Genomic DNA, 20,382 nt, shown 5'->3' on the forward strand with positions numbered 1-20,382 from the left:
AACTTCACCGCATATACTGCTTTTCCAGGCAGGTGGTGATTAGATCCGCACGGTTCTCCGGGTCTGCTGACGCGGAGGAGATGACGGTAGACAGAGCTGACTCGTAGGGATCTTTCGTGATCATCGTTGAGAGCACCCACGCCTTCAGCTCCCGCATACCGCAGCTACCGTCTGTGATCATCGTCTGTCGGCATCGTTCCGCTATATCACGGACGACCATGGCCATCTTGGTGGTCTCCTGCTCGTCCGTGCAGCCGGTTACATTCATGACCCGCTTGACCATAGTGGCCAGATCCGGTGCCTCGATGTCGTAGATCAGATCCATTCTGGAAATGATACTCTGATTGACATCCCGGCAGCCGGCATAGTCGGAGTTCGTCGTCACAATGATGACGGTGTCCGGATGCCGGTGTACGCGCTCGCCGGTAGGCAGCGTGATGGTCTGGCAGTTGTCCAAAAGGGAGTTAAGACCCACCAGGACACCGGGATTGGCAATGCAGGAGGGCTCCTGAAGCTCACACACGTATCCGTACCGAATTGCCTCCAGGAGCGGTGTATCCACATAGCGAATACGCTGCCCGTGCTGTTCCTCTTTCTGCGCCAACCGCCCAACAGCGATCTCAATGAGTTTCTGCAGGACGTCATCCTCCGTCTTATCATCGTCGTAGATACCCGTCAGCTCCTCATAGACGGACGGCGGGTGCATGATGATGTCGGAGATCTTCGGCAGAGGCGAAGATGCATCTGCCTGGCTGACTGCTCCAGCTGTATCGGGGATAAACTGACCTACAAGGTCCGTGATCTCGGTGTTGGCACTGCATGTCATGAGCGTGTAGGGCAGATGCAGGCCCGCAGCGATCGCCTGGGCGCCCATCGTCTTACCGGTACCCGCCTCACCGCGAAACAGGAAGTTCCGCATCGGCTGGCTCGTGGTGGAGGTCAGCTTCGCATGCTCACAGACCCGCACCACTTCCCGGGGGATAATGTACCAGTCAGGCAGTTTGGGGACCATGGCGTCTTCCCGCGCCGTCAGGCTGCGGGCGGACAACTGGTATTTCCCAACGAAGTCCGCGTGACTGACCATGATCGCCTGCTGTTGGGGCGCTCCGCCCATCTTCAAGATGGTGAATTGGCCGTAGACAGTGCCGGTAGGAGCATAGCTGCCCTTATCCAGTGCCAGATGCGAGATCGTGCTGATATTGCCCGTTGTCGGGATGGCGAGCTTCACACCAGCAGCGCCCAGCTGGCCGGCGCCCTCAATTCGGCGATAGACATTGTCACAGAGGACTAACGCCATCGAGAGTGCGGAATCCATATCCGGGTTCGCCTGACTCAGCTCATTCCTGAACTGCAGGAAGGTATCACGAAACTCATCATCCTGCTCAAATATCGGCATCAGGCAGAACAGAAGAGCACTACCAGAGGCATTGCCGGCCGCCAGGGAATAGGCTTTCGGGGTATCGCTCCCATCCTCAAACTGGCTGACGACAAACTTTCCGGTGTTGGGATTGAAGACGACGCAGTCGGTCTTATTCGCGGACTTGTACTCCGCAATGCGGAACTTGTTATCCTGATGTCCGATCGCGCCGAGCCCATCCGTATCCTGCCCTTGCTCCGAGGTGTTGACCAGCTTCGCATATGCCAGCAGGGCACGCATGGTAGGCGCGTGCAGCGAGGCCTTATGAAGCTTCCCGGACATATTATATTTCGACAATCCGAAGTCTTTCAGACCACTGTAGTTCGGGTCATCAAACGGCTTCGGCATGGACAGTTTGAATGTCCACGACTCAAACAATTTGTTTCTTGGCATAACTTATCTGACCTCCAACATGCCGCTCATCACCAGGCGAGCAGCAAACCTTCTTTCTCGATGGTCGCCTTGATCTCATCATCACGCAGGAGCTGGCAGAACTCATCCCAGACCATGCGGGGCGGGAAATCCTGGATCGTTTCCACAGGCTGCTCCTTACCAGACACCTCGATGACCACCTGGCCATTCTCCTTGATCAGGAGCTTCTTATGGCCTTGGGTGTTCAGGTCATCGATCATCTGGCAAAGGACTTGCTCACCCTTGGAGTTGTACCAGGTTCTCACATCCACGCGCTCCAGTAGTTCCTCCTGAGCCAGGTCATCCTGCTCCTCAGCGGCGAGCGTCGCGGCGTCTTTGAGAGATACTGCCTGAAGCATGGTGATCCTTAGGCGTCCATCCGCACTCAATTCGACCTCCGCAAAATTGAAGGGGTCGGTATTGGATGTGCGAATCCGAAACAAGCCGCCTTTACACAGCTGCTCCGCTTCCGGCCTTTTGACCCAAAGCCAAGCCACCATGGGGTAGGCGCTTTTGAGCTGCTCTGTGATTCGGTAGTTTACCTGCCGCAGCACGAACAGCCGACTGCCGTCGTCTCCCGGCGCCGTTTCAGGCTTCGCGTCTTCTTTGTGTTCCTGGCTTGGGCCAAGCTCCTGACAGATCGTCTGCACAGGCTTGCGGTTTCTCTTTACCCGCTTGGGGAGAGTACCTACCGCCTGCACGATCATGACAGCGAGCCAGATCCCGACTGCAGCCACGGCGATCCACTGGAAAATGGGCTTGCGCAGGATCGCACATAAGAGCAGAGCGGGTGCTACTAAGAACCGGAAGAGAGTGGAAGTCTTCATTCGGCGAACTTTCGCCATAAAATCATCATCCTTTCGGTTTTCAAGTCTGGAAATGCAGAAAAAGACGGGACCGCAAGCACTCTCTCACTTACAGTCCCGCCAATTGGTCTTTCTGCATCTTCCTCAGAGGGGAAGGTCATCCTCATCGTTGATCGGACTCTCCGGCTGTACGGTGCCAGGGGCCTTCGCCGCCGGCGCCGGGTCATCCGAATTGTCCTCGCCCTTCGGCTTCCCGCCAACGTAGCTCCAGTCGTAGAGGCCGACATCAAGAGACATCCGCGTCTCGCCGGTCTTCGTCTGGTACTCGCGGGGATTGAAGGAGCCGACCAAGTTGATGAGGCGGCCCTTCGCAAGGCCGGCCTTGGTGATCCGGTTCGCCATGTACTCATTGCCCGTACAGGTGTAGAAGGCGGCATGCTCCGTCGCACCGAACTGGTTGTTCACAGCCAGCCGGAATGTGACGAACTTGCGCTGCTCCTTGCCCTCACGGACCTCAGGATCGTTGACCACTCGGCCAAGCAGATGGATGGTTGCATTCGACATATCATTCAGTCCTTTCCTTCTGGTCATGCCAGAAAATTTAATATTCCAAACACCGATGCCCGGTGATTTGGCAAAAGAAAAAGCAGCCTCCTCTCCGCCGCATATGAAACGACGGAACTGTAGCTGCACATCATCGCCTGAGACTCATGCTCAAAGGCTCACTGCTTAATAAAGGGCTCCTCCCGGAGGAAATCACTTCTAATAAGAACACAGAAAGCATAACATGGCGGGCGATGGCAATCCATAATACCGGAATCTACTGATTCCTTGAAGGCCAACTGTTGGAGTAGGTAATAGGGCAATTCCATGAAAAGGGTCGGTGGAGATTCGGTGTTGCTAGCTTCGAATATCTGTGATAAAATAACCTAAATTTTCATATACTGGAATGCTCCGCCCCCGCATATCGGGGCCGGAGGCCAGCGAGGTGAGCTCGTATGAAGAAGCAGAAAAACTGGGAGGAGAAAAAGTCCACCGCATTCTACTACTCCTTTAAGCCCCGGGAACTGAAGTATTTTTTGTTTGGGAAAAAGCGCTGCCCCCGATGCGGCGGAAAGCTGACGCGCAGCAAGGGGTCCTTCACCACCAAGGGGGCGCTGCCCAACACCATCAATACCTCCAGCGACTTCAATTTCATCGATACCACCAAGGTCAAATATTACTACTACATCTATACCTGCCAGGAGTGTCAGAGCCAGTATTCCCTGGAGGAGCTGGCCATATGAGATGTCCCGGTCCTTTCCGCGGTCCCTCTCCCGTGTTCGGAGGGGGCCGAGCGGGGGCCGGGGCAAAATCATATCAACGGTGCGGCGGGACCGGCGGGCCTGGGGCCGCCCCGGACCATCTTGAAAAGGGAAGGCCCCCGCATGGTAGGTAATTGGGCAATCTCATCCCTTACATTTTCACATGAGATATGATAAACTGTATTACCCCAGAGGAGGCCGCTGCGATGGAACGATATTATGAGAAAATGGAACAGCTGAGGGCCCAATATGCTCCCATTTTGGAGCAGTTGAAGAACCATCAGATCCCTGACGCCTATCCGGAGGCGGAACTTCAGTTCCCCTTCTTCCAAGGAAGGTCATTGAATGAGGGGTCCCTCTATTTCAGGGAGGAGATAAACCGCCTATGCGGATTCTGCTTCCTCTCATATAACTGGATTCGCCCCTTAGCTACCTGGATTGGGGACCGCCAATGCTTGGAGATCATGTGTGGTTCCGGCGCCCTCAGCTTTGCTCTGCGGTCCTGTGGGACGAGTATCATCGCTACCGACGATCATAGTTGGGAGAAGAACTACCCGGACTGGTTCCAAGCGCCCTGGACGGAGATTGAAAAGCTCGATTGCCTTCAGGCGATCGAGAAGTACGGGAGGCAAACGGACCTCCTGCTGTGCTCCTGGCCGTACAGAGACGACTCCTGTTATCAGGCGCTCCTGAAGATGCGGGAAGTCAACCCCAGCATGAAAATGATATATATTGGGGAGCCCGCAGGGCAGGCGACCGCGTCAGATCAATTCTTCGATGCTATGGAAGAGGTGGACGATGACTCTTTCTATGCAGCAGTAGCCAGTTTCCTGCCCGCATACACGATCCACGACGCCCCTATGCTCATCAAATGACAGGAAGGCGGCCGGCAAATGCCGGCCGCATCTTCGTCCATCCCTTCAATCGAGTTCCTCATAGCCCAGAAGCGACCGCACTGGTTGCAAATACTCCGGCAATACTGTCGTGGGATCTTGCTCGTTGTTTCCAGCAAGATAAAGCCGGTACTCCGTGCCTGGCCGAAACACTGCTTTCCCCGCCAGGATCACTTTACTGATTTCCTGATCAGGCCCCTCCAATGTGACCACGTGCCTGTTCCGAAGCGGAACTGCCCGGTCAGATAGAACGACCCCTTCCAGTGTCTCATACCTGCCGGCCTTGACCGTATGATAGAGGGAGATAACTTTTGCCCCGCCGAGGATGCCCACTGCCGCTGATAAGATGAGGAACACTTTGTCCTGGCTGACAATTCCCCAAATGGTGCCAAAGGATAAAACCGCCGTTCCGAGCAAGATCGTCTTCAACAGCGTTCGCTGGATAGGGTGTGGGATTTGACTTATCATGATCGCTCCTCCATATGAAGTGCAGCAGGCGTACCTGATTGTTCGGGCACGCCTGCTTGGTTGTTATAATTACGGGATCTCCAGGATCACTCTGCGGGTAAGATAAAGGTTAGAAACTGCCTCCAGCACCGCATTGGTATTCGGGGACCAGAACTGCTCCGCTGCGATCTCCTGCTGCGTGGACTCACAGTCGGTATAGATGCCGGCGATGACTTTCTCTGGGGTGCTGACATCATAGAGATCCAAGTCAAAGCAGCGCACCAGCTCCGCAGTACTCAACGGCGTCTGTTCGACCAGATCCACGACCCGAGCCTCATTGGGCTTCAGCTTGTTCTCCTTCGCGGCACTGATGGCGCCAATGACAGGGATCTTGCCCTTCACCACCAGGCGAATGAGGCCCCATGCCTTTCTGGGCGCCGAGATACGGTAAGGGACAACGAAGGCGTCCGCGAGCATGCGATACAGGGCATCGACCCCGGTATAGCCAACTCCGGAAATGACCAGTTTCCTCTTGAGCAACAGCTTCAGTAACTGGTCGAAGTCGGGGACCGGCTGGGTCTGATGTGTCATGATCTCCTCATAGGCCGCCTTCAGCTCCTCGTAGGTCATGACTTGCCACAGCAGTGCGCTCCAAATGGCGAATTCCGGGACAGATATCTCATGATATTTCCCCAGCTTCTGGATGTAGGCGACCTTCCGGCCATCTTCCGTTTTGATCCTATAGCAGCCGACAGCGGCGTAAAAGGTGATCATATCGCAACCTCCTTGTTCTTCCGATCTAATCCCTTATACGCCGGCCCCACGGATGTAACAACAGATCAGGTCACTGCGGCGAGGAATCTGCTGTCGCTCATCAGCTTGGAGCGCGCTCTGGAGATCCAGGCATTGACATTATTGACCGTGGTACTGTAGCGTTCCGCGATCTCCCGGCTGGTATAGCCAAGACTCTTCAGTTCCAGAGCCTCAATGCCCAGTCGGGCCACGCCGCTGAAGTCCTTCTTGCACTCAGACACCACCCTGGCCAGGTTCGCCCAGTCCAGTGCATCCTCTATATCCCCATCCGTGGTGCTGAGGACCTCCAGAGAGATCGCCTCATTGTCTACATCCACGGATAGATCCGAAGCAAAGCTCTGCTGTCGGTTCTGTTTGCGGCAGTGGTCGATCATCGCGTGATAGAGCATCACATAGGCGTATGGCTCAAACTCACCTTCCTCCGGCCGGTACCGCATTGCGGCATCGCACAGGGCCTCGCAGCCCACGGAGTAGAAGTCCTCATAGGACAGCAGGGGTGTCCCGCGTACCCGAATGCGCTTGCGAATCACCTGGTCGATCAGGCCCAGGTGCTCAATGACCAATTCTCTCTGGTAGTCTGTCATGATCTGATTCATCTTTGAAACCTCCTTCAGCTGGCTTTCCCGGCCTTCCACAGCAGATCTTCGCATTTCCGGATCAGCTGCTGACAGCGGTACTCGCTGAATTGTCCGATGTGGGCCTCTCGCAGCGGAATGCAGAAGTAATCCGCCATCCATCGATAGGCGGCGTCACGGGTCATCACGCCGCATTGCCACACCCGGTCAAAGGCGCGATGGGCGCGGATACGCAGATGACGTAGATCCCCATTCGCCAGAGGGCCCATGGGCTGCTTTGTCCCAGGCTGCACACGCACATAGGCATTGCATCTGGGGTAGTTCCTACAGACGTACAGGAGATCGTCCCTGCTGTCATCGTGGTAGATCTCCGCCGCCGGCCGCAGGTCGGCCAGTGCGCCGCAGTAAGGACATCGCACCACGCTCTGGTGCCGCTGCTTCGCTTTTTTCTTCATGTTCATACCTCCATTCCGAAGCCATTCGGCTCCTTCATCTCTCCTCCTCCCATTCGGTTGGCGCTAAAATGGCCTTTTTCGGCTGATTTTTTGGTTTTTCAGAAAAGTTTACAAAAAGTTCACAAATATAGACGGGTAAAAAAAGAACCGCCCAGTGAGCGGGCGGTTGCGGATAGGTTAGATTCGTGATAGAGTACGGAATATGGGACTGCGTAGCGTGTAGAATGTCCGCATAACGATGGCTGGCATCTTAGAATGCCGGTGAATTGAAGGGAGTGCTGAAAATGGCGCGTTCCTCTTATCAGAAGCTGAAGCCTTTATATATCATGAATTACCTGCTTCAGAACTCGGATGAGGAGCATCCTGTCACCATCAAGCAGATCGTGGAGTATCTCGGCGCCCAGGGCATCAGTGCCGAGCGCAAGAGTATTTACGATGACATTGAGGCTCTGCGCTTTTATGGCTTGGATATCATCCATGTGGATGCCGGCCGGTTCCAGGGCTACTATGTTGCACAGCGGAATTTCGAGCTACCTGAGCTGAAGCTGCTTGTGGATAGCGTACAGTCGTCTAAATTCATCACGCATAAGAAGACAATGACGCTGATCCGGAAGATCGAGAAGCTGGCCAGCATCCATGAGGCGCAGCTCCTACAGCGCCAGGTCTATGTGAAGAATCGGATCAAGACCATGAATGAGTCCATCTACTATAATGTGGATGCGATCCATGATGGGATCTCCCAGAATCGGAAGATCCAATTCAAATACTTCGAGTACACGGTGGAGAAGACAAGACACTACCGGAAGGACGGCGCCTTCTATGTGGTCAGCCCGTACGCACTCACCTGGGACGATGAGAACTACTACATGGTCGCCTTCGACAGCGAGGCCGGTATCATCAAGCACTACCGTGTAGATAAGATGACCGACATCTCCACGCTGGAGGAGCATCGGGATGGTAGGGACGCTTTCGAGGCCCTGGACATGGCCGTCTACGCCAGGAAGGTCTTCGGTATGTTCTCCGGCGAGGATGTTACCGTCCGGCTCCGCTTTGAGAACCACCTGGTGGGCGCTGTCTTAGACCGGCTGGGTCAGGATGTCATGATCGTAAGAGATGGCGACGACCACTTCACGGTCAGTGCGGAAGTGGTCGTCAGCCCTCAATTCTTCGCCTGGGTCTGCGGTTTCGGCGCTGCAGCTCAAATCATCGGTCCCGAGCACGTTGTGCGTAAGATGGCTGACCATGTCAAAGGCATTGCCGCAATATATGATTGAAGGAGAGATTCCAGATGCATGAGTCCAACATTTACACCTGCTCCGCCTGTATGTATACCTTCCAGGCGGAGTCGAAGCCGGAGCTGTGTCCTGACTGCGGGAAGGCGGAAGTCCGGCCCGCTACCGACAAGGAGCGCGACGAGTATCTGGCAAACAAGGCGCTTGCTGATGACGCCCGCCCTGAGCGTACGTCGAAGCTTCAGCCCGACTTGAGCGCAGAGGAGACTGCTGAACTGGAGCGCGTGATCGGTGTCATGCTGCCCTATATCCAAGAATGCCCACTCTACGACGTCATCTGGTCCGACAAATTCGGGTACCTGCTCGTAACCATCCCGGGGAAGAAAAAATCGTGTGACTCAGATGCCATCCAGCTGGACGATCCCAGAAAGCTCCTGGACGAGCTGTATTCCAATTTAGCTTACGACTTCATGGAGGATCACGGGTATCTGGGCGACTATGAAGCCATCACTCCGGAGGATGTTCTGGCCATGCGGGATTGGATGCGTGTCTACACCGATCAGTTGCCGGAATACGATGATGTCCTGGAACACATTCTGGCCAAGTTATCATGATATAGGCCCCAATTCCCTATCAGAGGAGGTGCAGGAAATCAAAGCGGCCAATCATCTGTTGGTGCGCGCTTCTCAGCCTCGGTTTTATTCTCGTATGCCCATATCAACTCATCGGCGTTGATGATTTCATCGCTGACTCCGCCGAATACCCATCTGCGATCATCATCCAGGCAGCGCAGGAGTCGTTCGTCGAATTGGCCGCAATCGCCATTTAAGATCATCTCCCATGCTCGGTCTATATAGACTGCGGGACGATACGGCCGCTTTTCCATCAGAGCAGAAAATGTGTCTGCAATGGATACGATCTGGAGCCAGGGCGTCAGTTCGGAACCTTGGAGTCCGTCAGGGTATCCTTTGCCGTCGATCCGCTCATGGTGGTGAAGAGCGATCTCGAAGGCGTATTTTCTTAATAGCGGCTCTTCATAAGCCGGATGGAAGTAAATGAGCATGGCTCCATCCATGGTATGGAGCTGCATCTTCTCGCGCTCTTCCGGAGTCAGATGACCACGCTTATTGAGGAGGCTCTTGGGAGTCAGCAGTTTTCCCACGTCATGCAGGTACGCTGCATTGGAGATCATCCTCGCCTCGCGGGGATCGAAAATAAAGTCCGGGATATGACACATGGTGGTCGTTTTCAGCATACCGAACGTGTATCTTCGAACGCAGTATGGATGCTTGCTTGAGTATCTGAACGTGTTGTTGCGTGCCGTATCCACCATGGCATTGACTTGAGATATAACCTCTTGCAACATGATGACATCTCTCCTTAATCTGATATAAAGGTGCGGAGGCCCCTGCCAGGGGGCCTCCGCTTCGATCGTGTAAGGGACTTGTGGTAAAGCAACTTGGAGGAATTAGCGCTTGTCGGGCGCCTCCACGAGGCCGATGAAGCTGTAGTCCTCATTCCAGTGCGGATCGTCGCCGTGGGTGTCCAGGGGATAACAGGACCCATCCGCAGTCAGCTCCAGGTACCTGACAGGCAACTGGAACTGCCGGGAACCGTCATCCATGATGGCGTTAAGCCCCCGGACAGGGATGATCCCGACTGTGTGCTTTATGCCCATGAGGGCGTCATCCAGTTCGGGACTACTCTGCGTGTGGAGAACCTCGCCGTTGTCCAGATGGAAGGCGGTAGTGCCGTCCGCCTCATCCACGGCCATAACGATGTGCCGGACATTGACGAGGCAGTTGTTGATGACAATGAATCTGTTCATGATTGCATGCTCCTTTCCTGGCGGGCACTTGCGTGCCCGCCAATTCCATAGTGTTGATAGGTACATATGTGCAGCTGGCCGGGGAAAAGCGCCAGCTCCCTGCCAGGTGCTGCTGAAGGAAAGTCCGCTCGATCCCATAGCCTGGCCTTAATAGCCAGTCTTGGGCAGCGGGGTGTTGGGCTGGAACCGGCGCACGACAGTGACCCAGTTGCTCAGCGCGGTCTGCCACTCATTGAGGTACTGGCCGCCCACATCACTGCGGTTAACGATCTGGTATCCGTTGGCGAGCGTGCCCTTGACCTGTACCTGAATGGTGGGATTGATCACGGACGCGAAGCCGCTGGCCACCGTCCCGAACTCGAACCGGACATCCGTCACATACTCGCCCTGCGCCAGGCCGAGCGCCTGGGCACTGAGGCTGACGGAGTAGTTGTTGCTCGTGAGCAGGTTGCTTGCGAGCACTCGGTAGTCGTTGGTATTGGTCTTGAAGGTGATCCGATAGTAGAGCCGCTGGTTATAGGTGCCGGTCGTGAGGCTCATGGCATTGGTAGCGTCCGTGGGGAGCCTATCATGCCAATAGAAGTTATTGAGCGCGACATTGGAGGTATTGGCGATGTTGGAGAGGTCGTAGCGCATGCTCGTACCGGGCTGCACCTCGTAGTTGCCGGTCTTCTTGATGGTGACGCCGAGGTTGGCCGGCTTATTGTAGGCCGTCAGCTTGATGATCTGACCGGGATACTCGATCTCCGCCTCCATCTTCTCGCCGCTGAGCTGGTAATAGGCCGGAGCCGACACCTCAGTCACATAGTAGCGGCCAAGAGGCAGCGGGTCAGATGCCGCAACGCCATGCGCGTCTGTGGTGATGTACCCTACCACCTTGCCGGATCGCGCCTGGGTGATCTCGAAGACGGCGCCCTCCAACTCCTTGCCGGCGAGGTCGCCGGTGACAGGGTTGTTCTCCGCCGCATACTTGCGGATCTGGATCTGACCGGTGATGGCAGTGTTCTCCCAGGTGATCTGGGCACACTTGCCGCGCTCCACCCAGACGGTCTTGTACTGCTCGTCGAGCGTGTAACCTTCCGCCGCTTCCAACTCGCGCAGGTAGTAGCGGCCGGGCGTCAGCTCGTCATCGATCCAGATGTAGCCGTCCTGGTCAGTCACATACTCACCGATTGGATTCTTGCCGGAATCGTACAGAATGAATTTGACTCCGTAGATGCCCTCGCGGGTGCTGGAGTCGATCTTATGGATCATAATGGAGGACATACGCTGGTTCTCGATCTCTAGTGTTGCCGTCTCCCCATCCTTGACGCAGATGTATGCGGGGGTGGTGTCCAGCTGGTAGCCATCGGCCGCCTCCAGCTCAGTCACCTGGTACCAGCCGCTCTCCGCCTCCGGGATATTGATGACGCCGTTGCGGTCAGTGGTGTAGTTGCCGAGGATCTCACCATCCATCTTGCGGACCTCGAACTTCACGCCCGGAATGCGAGTGCCGGTATCCTTGTCCGACTTGATGATCTGGAGTCCGCCGATTTTGGTGTTATAGAACGTCAATGTCTGGGTATCCTGCGCATTTACTTCAACCGTCTGCGTCCGAGTGGCGGGATCAATGAGATAGCCGTCGATCGTCTTCGTCTCCGTGACGACGATCGTGCCGGTGATCCCGGTGATCCGGATCTCACCGTTGGCATCAGTTGTGTAAAGACCCTTGCTGGACATATGGCCGTTGTCATAATCCACGTAGCTGCCATCGCTGTAAGTCAGCTGGAACTCCACGCCGGCCAAGGGTTCCTTCGTCTCGGAATCCAACTTCCGAATGACCAAGGCGCCCTTCTGGGCGTTGTAGAAGGTCAGGGTCTGGACGGTGCCCTCACGAATTTCGATCGATTTCGGGGTGGAGTCCAGGACGTAGCCATCAGGTACTTTGATCTCCTTTGCGGTAACGGTGATGCCCGGCTCCAAGCCTTCAATGACGATCTGGCCGGCCTCATCAGTGACAAATTCACCGTTGCTCTGGCCGACTACCGCGCCGCTGGAGTCAGTGACCCGGAAGGTGACGCCCTTCAGGGGCTGAGTCGTGCCCTCGATATACTTCTGGATGACCAGGGTGGTGCTGGGCGTGTTATAAAACGTCAGAGACTGGGTATCGTTGGGATTCACCACAACCGTCTGTGTCTGCGTGCTCGGATTGATGCTGTAGCCGGGGATCGACTTCGTCTCCGTGACAACGAGAGTGCCGACCACGCCGTCGATCTGGATCTGGCCATTCTCATCGGTAACGTACAAGCCGTTGCTGGAGATGTAGCCATCCTCGTCAGGTACGTACTCGCCAGTCGAAGTCGTCACCTTGAACGTGACGCCGGCCAGAGGCTTGCCAGACAGAGAGTCGCGTTTATTGATAATGAGGGAGCCGGCCTTGGAGTTGGTCACGACGACGGTCTGGGTATCCCCACCCTCGCCGATGACCACATTGGTCGTGGCCTGGTCGATCACATAGCCCTGAGGCGCCTTGATCTCAGTGACTACATAGGCACCGGGCGCTAAGTTCGTGATGTGGATCTGACCACTGGAATCCGTCTCAAAGATCCCATTCTGCGTTAAGGTGCTGGTCCCAATGACGCCGTCAAGGCCAACTTCGCACCCTGCCGCAGTCGTGATCCTGAACTGGGCGCCGGGCAGAGGAGCGCCGGTGGCACTGTCTCGCTTGACGATGATCAGTTCGCCTTTGGGCTGGTTCTTGAATGTCAGGGAAACGGTACGGCCTTCTTTGATTTGGATCGTTTGGGACTGGCTGTCGATAATATAGCCCGGAGGCGCGGACACCTCAGTGACGATGACGCTCTTGCCGGGCGTCAGGCCTTCGATCCGGATCTCACCATTCTCGTCGGTGCGGTAAAGACCATTGGAGTCGCCGATCAGAGTTCCATCGGCATACGTGACTTTGAATTCCGCATCCGGCAACGTGATGCTGGGGTTGACCGAGCACACTTTCCGGATCAGCAGGATGCCGTCGGGTGCATTTTCAAATCTCACGCTGACGACACTCTGCTCGCCGCTGTCGGCCAGGTAGATGGTCTCAGAGGACTGGATGATGTGATAGCCATCCGCCGGGTCCACCTCTTCCAGGATATAGGTGCCGGCTTCAAGACCCGTCCAAATGGCGGTGCCATTCTTCCCGGTCACCTTCTGCCCAATCACGGTACCGCCGGTACCACTCGTGCCGCCGAGGTATCTCAGCTGGAAGGTGGCGCCGGGCAGAGCCTCGCCGGTAACGCTGTCGTATTTTTCTACGATCACGGCGTTGAGGGGGGTATTCTGGAAGGTGACGGTCTTCGACTCGCCGCCATGGAGGACGATCTTCTGCGTGGTGGGCTCCTTCATCTGGAATCCAGGCGCCGGCTCGACCTCCGTGATGGTGTATTCGCCGGGGTACAGGCGCTTGCCCTGCTCATGGAGTTTGATCTCACCATTCTCGTCGGTGAGGATCTCTCCGTAGTCGATGGTTTCCGGTGCATCCGCAGCTTCGCCGGTGGATGTGAACGTGATATGAAAACGCGCTCCCTCAACGGGAGCGCCGGCAACGGAGTCTTCCTTATAGATGGTCAATTCAGGCGATTTGCTGTTTTTGAAGACCAGCTCCTTCTCGTCACCGGCATTCAAGCTGATTACCTGCTCGCGGTCAGCGTCCTTATCCGGCAGGTAGTACGGTGCGGGGACGGAGGTCTCAATGACCCGGTAGGTGCCCGGCTCCACACGCAGCGTGACAGTGCCGTCCTGCCCAGTAGTCACATAGGTCTGGAAGTCACTGTCCACGCCCTCGATCCGAAAGACGGTACCGGGAATGGTGGTATCGGTATCGGCCGCATCGACCTTCGCGATCTTCAGTTGGGGTTTCTTCAAGTTATCAAAGACCAAGGTCTGGTCATCGCCAGGGCCAAGCCAGATGGTCTGCGTGGGTTCCGCTGCCACGACATACGGCTCAGGCACCGAAATCTCCGTTACGGTATAGCTGTCAACCGGGAGCCCGGTCAGGGTGGCGGTGCCATCCTCCCCGGTGATGACGTCATTGTGATAGCCGTGGTGAATGCCTTTGATCTCAAAGTGCGCTCCGGGCACGACCTCCTTGGTCTGGCTGTCGCGCTTCAAGATGGTCAGGTTAGGCAGCTTGTGATCGACGGCAGTGACGGAGATCGTGCCTCCGCCATCGATATCTGCCTGATCCACATGCACAACGACCGGCTCCGTCAGCCGAGCGTAGGGGGCGGGCACAGACACCTCAACAAAGGCGTAGAGGCCCTCAGTGATATTGGTGACGGTAATCTTGCCGGAGGCGTCGGTCTTCTCGGTCGCGACGATCTGCCCATCTTTCAGGACATTGAAGACTGCGCCTTCCAGAGGCCGCTCGGAGTCATCCAGCTTCAGCAATTCGAGCTTGACTTTGGCATCATTCTCAAATACCAGATCCACGTCCGCTTTCCCATCCCAGTGGAAGGTCTGCCTTACTTTGTCAGGATCACTGCTCATGGAGTAGCCGTTGGGCGGAGTGACCTCAGTGGCGACATAGTCGCCAACGGGCATGGTATCCCAAGGCACATTCTGGAGATAGCCGCCCGCGCCAGTCGTGTAGGTACCAACGAAATCATTATCGATGCCTTCGATTTTGATCACGGCGCCAGGCAGGCCCTTGGTGGGGTCATCGGAATCGACCTTGCGGATACTGCCTTCGCTGGTGATGATAGGGGTGTCGGTGAAGGTCACGGTGACAGTCGTTTCCCCAGTGGTGCTGGGCAGAACGACATACTGGGGGCCGGGGTTATCGATCTCGTACCCCTCCGGCGGGTCCAGCTCCGTGACGGCATAGGTGCCGGCATCCAGCGGGAAGATCGTGTAGGTACCGTCCGAGCCGGTGACGACCTCCTGGGAGTAGCTGCCGTTCTCAGAGGTGACGAGGAAACGGGCACCGGCCAATCCCTGGTTCTGATTGGAGGAATCCACCTTGCGCACGGTCAGCTGGTACTGCTCACGGGTGATGGTCAGCTCACCGACCATGACGGACTGGACGTCGTTTGCGGGGTGATAGCTGGAGCCCGGCCCGGCGTAAGTGTACTCGTACACTGCGCAGTCACCCCAGACGCCCTGCCTGCCGAGGTCGAGGATGTACTGGGCGCGGTCGCGGAAAGACCAGCCGTCCAGCTCGTCGTCAATGCTGGTGTAGCTGGCATGCTCCAAGTTATTGTAGACGTACATCAGCTCTTCCGCGCAGGCGACGGTGGGATCGGAGAGCAGATTTGCTTTGTAGCGCCACACCACCGCCTGCACCCACGCATTCATGGTCCACGTGTAGTCCGAGCCCCATACCTCATCCACGCCCAAGGCATGCGCCTCGTCCGTGAAGATGCCCTTGGAGTGGGCGTAAAAGTAGGCCATCATGATTTCCACGGTCTCATTGGAGATCGACTTGGGGCTGTCCCAGGTATGGCCTTCCAAGGACCAGCCCATACCCGCACCCTTCTGGGAACAAAAGCCCATGATGCTGTCGCCATCTACATCGAACTGCATCTTATGCATATAGCAGACGCCGAGCGCCGGAGACTCATAGTGGATACCGTTGTAAGTACAGTCATCCAGAGTGATGGTTTCCGGGCCGGCGGCGAATGCAGTTGCCGGGAACAGGCCCAGCATACACACCAGGACGAGCAGCATCGCTGTGAGCCTGGTATGCGATCTTCGGAAACTCTTAAAGATTTTCATTTTGCACATGCTCCTTTACTTGTCAGGGCATGAAAAAAGGCCTCCCGCTTATAGCGGGAGACCTTCCGATCATGCACGATTTGGTTAGCCGTAGGGGTTATGCGTGTTGGGATTGCCGACGAACAGGTAACAGTAGGTGATGCCCCGATCCACTGCGATGCCAACGCCGATGCTGTCGCATTCGGCGTCCATCATGGTCCTGTAGTGGCCGGGTGACTGCACCCAGTTATCCACTGCCTTCTGTGCGATGGTGGATTCAGCGGTGCCGGTAAATACCGTGAGGTTACTGCCAAAGCCATAAGGATAGCCGGCCTGGATCACCGCCTCGCACTCTTCCCGGTTATGGTGCCAGGTGTAGTGGCGGTCCGCGCACTCCTGCGCGGCCTCCATCAGCGGCTGGCTGATGGCCAAGTCGGGCACTCCATTCTGATTACGGAGGCGGTTGATCATACTGATCAGGTCCAGACGCACCTGACTCAGACCTGTGGCGGCGGGCTCCGGCTTCTGCCCGGTGTAGGGTGCGTCGCTTTCCATATAGACGCCATCATCCCAGTACACGTTGAAGTCGAGCAGAGCGGCGATGTCCCGCAGCTTGAAGTAGTTGTGGCCGCCAATGTTATAGCCCTGAAGGGTGACTTCACTGCCATCAAGAAAGATGGGTGAAGTGGTGAGAGTTGCCGTTACCGTTTGCGAAACCGCAGATGCCGCTCCAGTGCAAACGATCACAGCAGAGCCGAGCAGCAGGCCGGCCAGGAAGTGGATTGCATGTTTCATGTTCGTCACCTCATAGAAAGATATTCCAGCCCTCTCTACGAGGCCTAAGTCAGTGGCGATCAGCGACTCGTGCAGCTCCGGAGGCCCATGAGGAAGATCTCCTCCCTGGAAAGGCTTCTGCTGCGCTCCAGCTCTTTCATCCGAGTGAAGTCAGCCTGGGAGATCACGATGCGGACGGGCACCTGCTTCTGATTGGTGCCGGGTTTCGTGCGCTGTTCGCGGTTGCGGGATTTCTTGCCGTTCATAGGATTCCTCCGTCATTTATCGAATCTCTACTGCCTGAACACACAGGCGCAGAGAGGGCTGGTTCGCAATGCAGGTGATGAGCGTGATCCGATTATCGCCCATCTCATTGAGGTAGGAGTAATCGGTGCTGGAGATGTGGGCGACGGTTTCGACCTGATAGGTCCTGGTGCCCTGATTGGTCTGATAGGTCACGGTGTCACCGACTTTCACGTTTTTGAGTGCGTTGAAGTAGGGGTGGCTCCCGCGATTATGGCTGAACAGCGCGACATTACCCGTCCAGCAGCTGCTGGAGGCATAGTGGCCGGCGCCTTTGGCCATGGAACTTGTGGTAGCGCCTTCATACACCTTGACACTCAGGCCGACCCGCTTGATCGTGACGGCCCCGATACTGCCATCGGACTGCGTGAGGTCAGCAACAGTCACCGTGGGCTGATACTCGATCTCGATCGTGCTCCCGGGTCCGGAAACGACCGCATCGCCGTAATTGACATTGGGATACTCCGCCTTACCCCCGCTCCCGCTGGTCCCCCCGGTCTGGAGTCCATACTGGGTGCCGGACGTGAGGTAGGGATTCTGGAGAGAACTCTCCAGGAAATCCTGCGCGAGGCCGTACTTGATCTCAGGGATGTCGAAGTCGATCTGGTTCATGCCGCCGTAATTGTAGGCGCCATCATAGAGATCTTCATAGTTAGTGCTTCCGTAGTAGTCCGTCGCTCCGGTTGTGCTGAAGGTGTAGTCTGCTGCGCTCGCAGTTACTGCCATGCCGGCCATAAGGCACAGGGAGAGACAGAGCGTGATCAGTTTTTTCATGTGGGTACCTCCTCATTTCCCATACTGTCACTGCCCGGCGCATGGCCGACATCCACTTTGAACCAGTAGGGGCCATTCACGGTCCCGACTGTGTGGGTGAAGGATGCGTCGTAGTAGTGGATATTGATGCTGCGCCCGAAGAGTTTCCGGGCGGTCGCCTCTTCCACCTCAATGGCGATGATGCCTTCGGGCACCTCTTTCAGACGGTCGATGCGCAGCTCAGGGTTCTTTGTCCGGATGAGGAGCCTGCCGCACTTGTCATACTCGTTGCCCTTGCCAGTTGCGGCATATACCGTACAGTTCTTACGGAAGAGCAGCAGGAATAACAACGCGCCGGCAATAATAGCCAGCAGTAAGATGCCAGGGATGATCACCATGGAGGGGCTCGCGAGAAGCCCCTCCGGTTCCACAGTGATCGGCGTGCCGATATAGGTCACGGTGTATTTGATGCTGGAGACGCCGGAAACGCTGATGGTTCCGACATAGTCTGCCGTGGTGATGTACCCGGTCGCTGTCTTGCTGTATGCGGTGCCGCTGTATGTGGCAACGGCTGTGTAGGTGGCAGGCACCAGCTGATCCCCAACCAGAGTCGTGCTTTCGACTGACCATGTGATGTTGGAGAGGCTGAGCGTTCGGCCGTCCTTGACGACGGTCTTATCGATGTAGGAGCTGTCGTTCCGGTCAAGGCCGGTGTAGTTCTTGGTGGCAGTCACCGTGTAGCTGCTGTCCTTGTAGCCGGCCACCTGGGTGTCGATCGTGCTGTGGTCCAGCGCCAAGGTGCCGGTCGCGGTGCCGTCATCGTATTCGATTGTGGGCTCCAGGGCGGCCAAGATGTCTTCCATGTTCTTAGAGGAAGTCGTGACCGTCACGGTTTCGGTGTGGAGATTCTCCTCATCGAAGGTCTGCTCCTCTTTGGTCGTGCTACTGTAGGAGTAGAGGTAGCCGTCATACTCGAAGTCATCTTCCACCAGATCCGCCGGGTCCTGTTCCGGGAGCAGGGTGTAAACTTTGATGGCGAGCTGCTGGCCATTGAGGTTCTGATAGGTGATGTCGTCAGCGACGTAGTTTGCTGCGCTGGCATTCACAGCCAGTCCGAGGGAGAGCGTGAGCGCCAGAGCCAAAGCCAGAATCGGTTTTCTCATAGCATTCTTTGTTCCTTTCTTCATTTTGTTTGGCGGTCAGGACGCCTCGTGAGGAGCAAAGCGGCTGCGACCAATTTTGTATTCCGTAATGCAGTCACAGAGGATATCAGTCAGCTCACTGGAAGTAAGCGACTCAGAGATCCAGAGGCATTGCCGGTACATGTAGATGCTGCCGCTGTCCTTGAGCACGATGGTGTGCCAGCCCGTCACGGACTCGCTGTTCAGTTCATTTGCCGTGCGGTACATTTCCGTTTCATTGCCTTCCGCAAACAGGATCTTATCCGCCACGATGACGGATAAGATCGACTGCGTGCGGATCATGGAGACGAGGATCACACACTCGGTCTCGTCATCTTTATGGATGGCGACGAAGGTGTCTCCTTTTTCCTCCACGATGTTCAGGCAATCGCGGATCACTTCACGGCAATGCTGGAGTTTCCCGTGTTTTGAGCCGCGCATGGCCATCACCTCAATCTGGAGTGACGCTTGATCACGCGGGTGATGAGGCCGAACGCGAGCCCCTGCTCCAGATCCACACTGCGAACGAGGAAGCTCACAGTGTCCAGCTTTGCGGGGATCTCCTTGGTGCGGTAGGTTGCGGTCTTGGCGTTGGCGCCTGTCTGGAGCCGAATGAAGAAGATCCGGTCGCGGACCCCGGTGACGACTCCGAAGTAGTTGCTGCCGGGGACCAGCTTCTTCAGAACGGGGAGATCAGGGTTCTCGCTCGCCGCCTTCACGGACAGACGAACGGAGTAATCGCCCGTTTCCTCATCCTGACCGATCTCCATGACTTTCGCAACCACCAGGTCGCCGGCGGCGTACAGGTCACTCACATCGGCAAACCACTCCCAGGACAGATCGCTGGCGGGGATGATGGAGTCAACACCGACCGCCTCCACGGTGATTCGGTTGTTGCCCACGCCGATGACCCGACAAGCGACACGACTCCCAACCTTTACGCGGTTGGTGCCGTAGTATCGGGCCTGCCTCTGCTTCAGCGCCTCACGCCGGCTACCGACTGCTGCCCGATGCGTGAAGTCAATGCCGGAGAGCATGAAGTCGATGGTGGCGCCCAGACAGCGCCGCAGGCGCACCTGGTAGCGGATGGACGGCAGACTGTCCTCCGGCCAGGTGTCCATGAACATCTCCCGGCCAGGGACCAGGATGCGGACACCCTCGTAGTCAACTGCGCAAATGATGTTTCCGTTTTCCAGAGTCTCAATGCCGCTGACTACGCCGGTGAGGATCTTATGTGTGTGCATGGCGCCGGAGAGATAGTTCCATTTGACGTCTTCACTGTCTTCCGGGGTGAAGCCACGCTCCTGATCGTTCAGGATCAGGATGTCGGCCGCACTGCTGGGGGGTCTTTTCGGTACGGACGCAGGTTCCTTCGGTGGTTCCGCCTGCTGGCTCTGATCAGGAACAGTTTCCAGCTCGGGGACCTGCTGGTCCTCAGTTACCTTTTTTCTGGGGGACAT

The 20,382-nt window shown here is 56.4% G+C and carries 20 protein-coding genes; 4 read left to right on the forward strand and 16 right to left on the reverse strand.

Annotated features, from left to right (window positions below):
- Window positions 1-4 precede the first annotated feature (4 nt).
- From H9X91_RS01880 to H9X91_RS01890, 3 genes are all read right to left on the reverse strand, one after another.
- The gene (locus H9X91_RS01880; protein ID WP_204801929.1) at window positions 5-1,810 is read right to left on the reverse strand and encodes an AAA family ATPase; all 1,806 of its coding nucleotides are present in this window, start codon (window positions 1,808-1,810) and stop codon (window positions 5-7) included.
- A 29-nt stretch (window positions 1,811-1,839) separates the two neighbouring features.
- Window positions 1,840-2,673, reverse strand: a complete 834-nt coding sequence (locus H9X91_RS01885) for a hypothetical protein (RefSeq protein WP_195607987.1) — start codon at window positions 2,671-2,673, stop codon at window positions 1,840-1,842.
- Window positions 2,674-2,778: 105 nt separating this feature from the next.
- Window positions 2,779-3,198, reverse strand: coding sequence for a single-stranded DNA-binding protein (locus H9X91_RS01890; protein ID WP_195607988.1), 420 nt, complete (start codon window positions 3,196-3,198; stop codon window positions 2,779-2,781).
- A 434-nt stretch (window positions 3,199-3,632) separates the two neighbouring features.
- On the opposite strand from H9X91_RS01890, the gene H9X91_RS01895 reads away from it, so the two are divergent.
- Both H9X91_RS01895 and H9X91_RS01900 read left to right on the forward strand, forming a co-directional pair.
- Window positions 3,633-3,920: a hypothetical protein gene (locus tag H9X91_RS01895; protein WP_204801931.1), complete on the forward strand. Its 288-nt coding sequence runs from the start codon at window positions 3,633-3,635 to the stop codon at window positions 3,918-3,920.
- Between the two features lie 224 nt (window positions 3,921-4,144).
- Entirely contained in the window at window positions 4,145-4,813 is a 669-nt protein-coding gene (locus tag H9X91_RS01900; RefSeq protein ID WP_204801933.1) for a hypothetical protein, read from the forward strand.
- A gap of 45 nt (window positions 4,814-4,858) precedes the next feature.
- On the opposite strand, the gene H9X91_RS01905 is transcribed toward H9X91_RS01900, so the two are convergent.
- The 4 genes from H9X91_RS01905 to H9X91_RS01920 form a co-directional block, all read right to left on the reverse strand.
- Window positions 4,859-5,299 carry a hypothetical protein gene (locus H9X91_RS01905; RefSeq protein WP_204801935.1) on the reverse strand — a complete coding sequence of 147 codons (441 nt, stop codon included), beginning with the start codon at window positions 5,297-5,299 and terminating at the stop codon, window positions 4,859-4,861.
- A 69-nt stretch (window positions 5,300-5,368) separates the two neighbouring features.
- Entirely contained in the window at window positions 5,369-6,052 is a 684-nt protein-coding gene (locus H9X91_RS01910) for a hypothetical protein (protein ID WP_204801937.1), read from the reverse strand.
- Between the two features lie 65 nt (window positions 6,053-6,117).
- Window positions 6,118-6,687: a sigma-70 family RNA polymerase sigma factor gene (locus H9X91_RS01915; protein WP_204801939.1), complete on the reverse strand. Its 570-nt coding sequence runs from the start codon at window positions 6,685-6,687 to the stop codon at window positions 6,118-6,120.
- Window positions 6,688-6,701: 14 nt separating this feature from the next.
- Window positions 6,702-7,121: a zinc-finger-containing protein gene (locus H9X91_RS01920; RefSeq protein WP_204801941.1), complete on the reverse strand. Its 420-nt coding sequence runs from the start codon at window positions 7,119-7,121 to the stop codon at window positions 6,702-6,704.
- A 284-nt stretch (window positions 7,122-7,405) separates the two neighbouring features.
- Between H9X91_RS01920 and H9X91_RS01925 the strand changes: the two genes are divergently transcribed.
- Both H9X91_RS01925 and H9X91_RS01930 read left to right on the forward strand, forming a co-directional pair.
- A complete protein-coding gene (locus H9X91_RS01925; RefSeq protein ID WP_195607995.1) occupies window positions 7,406-8,395 on the forward strand; it encodes a helix-turn-helix transcriptional regulator in 990 nt (329 codons plus the stop codon).
- A 14-nt stretch (window positions 8,396-8,409) separates the two neighbouring features.
- Entirely contained in the window at window positions 8,410-8,967 is a 558-nt protein-coding gene (locus H9X91_RS01930; protein ID WP_195607996.1) for a hypothetical protein, read from the forward strand.
- A gap of 38 nt (window positions 8,968-9,005) precedes the next feature.
- Here H9X91_RS01930 and H9X91_RS01935 read toward each other — a convergent pair whose 3' ends face one another.
- The 9 genes from H9X91_RS01935 to H9X91_RS01975 all read right to left on the reverse strand — a co-directional run bounded on the left by H9X91_RS01935 (window position 9,006) and on the right by H9X91_RS01975 (window position 20,382).
- Window positions 9,006-9,719: an HD-GYP domain-containing protein gene (locus H9X91_RS01935; RefSeq protein ID WP_204801943.1), complete on the reverse strand. Its 714-nt coding sequence runs from the start codon at window positions 9,717-9,719 to the stop codon at window positions 9,006-9,008.
- A 102-nt stretch (window positions 9,720-9,821) separates the two neighbouring features.
- Complete coding sequence (locus H9X91_RS01940; RefSeq protein ID WP_204801945.1) at window positions 9,822-10,181, reverse strand: hypothetical protein; 360 nt, start codon at window positions 10,179-10,181, stop codon at window positions 9,822-9,824.
- 147 nt (window positions 10,182-10,328) lie between these two features.
- Window positions 10,329-15,932 carry an MSCRAMM family protein gene (locus tag H9X91_RS01945; RefSeq protein ID WP_204801947.1) on the reverse strand — a complete coding sequence of 1,868 codons (5,604 nt, stop codon included), beginning with the start codon at window positions 15,930-15,932 and terminating at the stop codon, window positions 10,329-10,331.
- 84 nt (window positions 15,933-16,016) lie between these two features.
- Entirely contained in the window at window positions 16,017-16,706 is a 690-nt protein-coding gene (locus H9X91_RS01950) for a CAP domain-containing protein (RefSeq protein ID WP_204801949.1), read from the reverse strand.
- 59 nt (window positions 16,707-16,765) lie between these two features.
- Window positions 16,766-16,951: a hypothetical protein gene (locus H9X91_RS01955; protein WP_195608001.1), complete on the reverse strand. Its 186-nt coding sequence runs from the start codon at window positions 16,949-16,951 to the stop codon at window positions 16,766-16,768.
- 16 nt (window positions 16,952-16,967) lie between these two features.
- Complete coding sequence (locus H9X91_RS01960; RefSeq protein ID WP_204801951.1) at window positions 16,968-17,762, reverse strand: class D sortase; 795 nt, start codon at window positions 17,760-17,762, stop codon at window positions 16,968-16,970.
- Entirely contained in the window at window positions 17,759-18,904 is a 1,146-nt protein-coding gene (locus H9X91_RS01965) for a hypothetical protein (protein ID WP_204801953.1), read from the reverse strand. Before H9X91_RS01965 ends, H9X91_RS01960 begins: the two co-directional genes overlap by 4 nt.
- Window positions 18,905-18,940: 36 nt before the next feature.
- Window positions 18,941-19,363: a hypothetical protein gene (locus H9X91_RS01970; protein ID WP_204801955.1), complete on the reverse strand. Its 423-nt coding sequence runs from the start codon at window positions 19,361-19,363 to the stop codon at window positions 18,941-18,943.
- 5 nt (window positions 19,364-19,368) lie between these two features.
- Window positions 19,369-20,382 (reverse strand): hypothetical protein, encoded by a 1,014-nt coding sequence (locus H9X91_RS01975; protein WP_204801957.1) that lies wholly within the window; start codon window positions 20,380-20,382, stop codon window positions 19,369-19,371.

The sequence above is a fragment of the Oscillibacter valericigenes genome (assembly GCF_016902445.1).
Classification (GTDB): Bacteria; Bacillota; Clostridia; order Oscillospirales; family Oscillospiraceae; genus Oscillibacter; species Oscillibacter avistercoris.

Bases quoted from the DNA above. Each gene is read 5' to 3' on its own strand.
- H9X91_RS01890 (WP_195607988.1), bottom strand. From the start codon at position 3,198: ATGTCGAATGCAACCATCCATCTGCTTGGCCGAGTGGTCAACGATCCT.
- H9X91_RS01940 (WP_204801945.1), bottom strand. From the start codon at position 10,181: ATGAACAGATTCATTGTCATCAACAACTGCCTCGTCAATGTCCGGCAC.
- H9X91_RS01920 (WP_204801941.1), bottom strand. From the start codon at position 7,121: ATGAAGAAAAAAGCGAAGCAGCGGCACCAGAGCGTGGTGCGATGTCCT.
- H9X91_RS01950 (WP_204801949.1), bottom strand. From the start codon at position 16,706: ATGAAACATGCAATCCACTTCCTGGCCGGCCTGCTGCTCGGCTCTGCT.
- H9X91_RS01925 (WP_195607995.1), top strand. From the start codon at position 7,406: ATGGCGCGTTCCTCTTATCAGAAGCTGAAGCCTTTATATATCATGAAT.
- H9X91_RS01975 (WP_204801957.1), bottom strand. From the start codon at position 20,382: ATGTCCCCCAGAAAAAAGGTAACTGAGGACCAGCAGGTCCCCGAGCTG.
- H9X91_RS01905 (WP_204801935.1), bottom strand. From the start codon at position 5,299: ATGATAAGTCAAATCCCACACCCTATCCAGCGAACGCTGTTGAAGACG.
- H9X91_RS01970 (WP_204801955.1), bottom strand. From the start codon at position 19,363: ATGCGCGGCTCAAAACACGGGAAACTCCAGCATTGCCGTGAAGTGATC.
- H9X91_RS01935 (WP_204801943.1), bottom strand. From the start codon at position 9,719: ATGTTGCAAGAGGTTATATCTCAAGTCAATGCCATGGTGGATACGGCA.
- H9X91_RS01910 (WP_204801937.1), bottom strand. From the start codon at position 6,052: ATGATCACCTTTTACGCCGCTGTCGGCTGCTATAGGATCAAAACGGAA.
- H9X91_RS01945 (WP_204801947.1), bottom strand. From the start codon at position 15,932: ATGAAAATCTTTAAGAGTTTCCGAAGATCGCATACCAGGCTCACAGCG.
- H9X91_RS01915 (WP_204801939.1), bottom strand. From the start codon at position 6,687: ATGAATCAGATCATGACAGACTACCAGAGAGAATTGGTCATTGAGCAC.
- H9X91_RS01895 (WP_204801931.1), top strand. From the start codon at position 3,633: ATGAAGAAGCAGAAAAACTGGGAGGAGAAAAAGTCCACCGCATTCTAC.
- H9X91_RS01955 (WP_195608001.1), bottom strand. From the start codon at position 16,951: ATGAACGGCAAGAAATCCCGCAACCGCGAACAGCGCACGAAACCCGGC.
- H9X91_RS01880 (WP_204801929.1), bottom strand. From the start codon at position 1,810: ATGCCAAGAAACAAATTGTTTGAGTCGTGGACATTCAAACTGTCCATG.
- H9X91_RS01965 (WP_204801953.1), bottom strand. From the start codon at position 18,904: ATGAGAAAACCGATTCTGGCTTTGGCTCTGGCGCTCACGCTCTCCCTC.
- H9X91_RS01960 (WP_204801951.1), bottom strand. From the start codon at position 17,762: ATGAAAAAACTGATCACGCTCTGTCTCTCCCTGTGCCTTATGGCCGGC.
- H9X91_RS01930 (WP_195607996.1), top strand. From the start codon at position 8,410: ATGCATGAGTCCAACATTTACACCTGCTCCGCCTGTATGTATACCTTC.
- H9X91_RS01900 (WP_204801933.1), top strand. From the start codon at position 4,145: ATGGAACGATATTATGAGAAAATGGAACAGCTGAGGGCCCAATATGCT.
- H9X91_RS01885 (WP_195607987.1), bottom strand. From the start codon at position 2,673: ATGGCGAAAGTTCGCCGAATGAAGACTTCCACTCTCTTCCGGTTCTTA.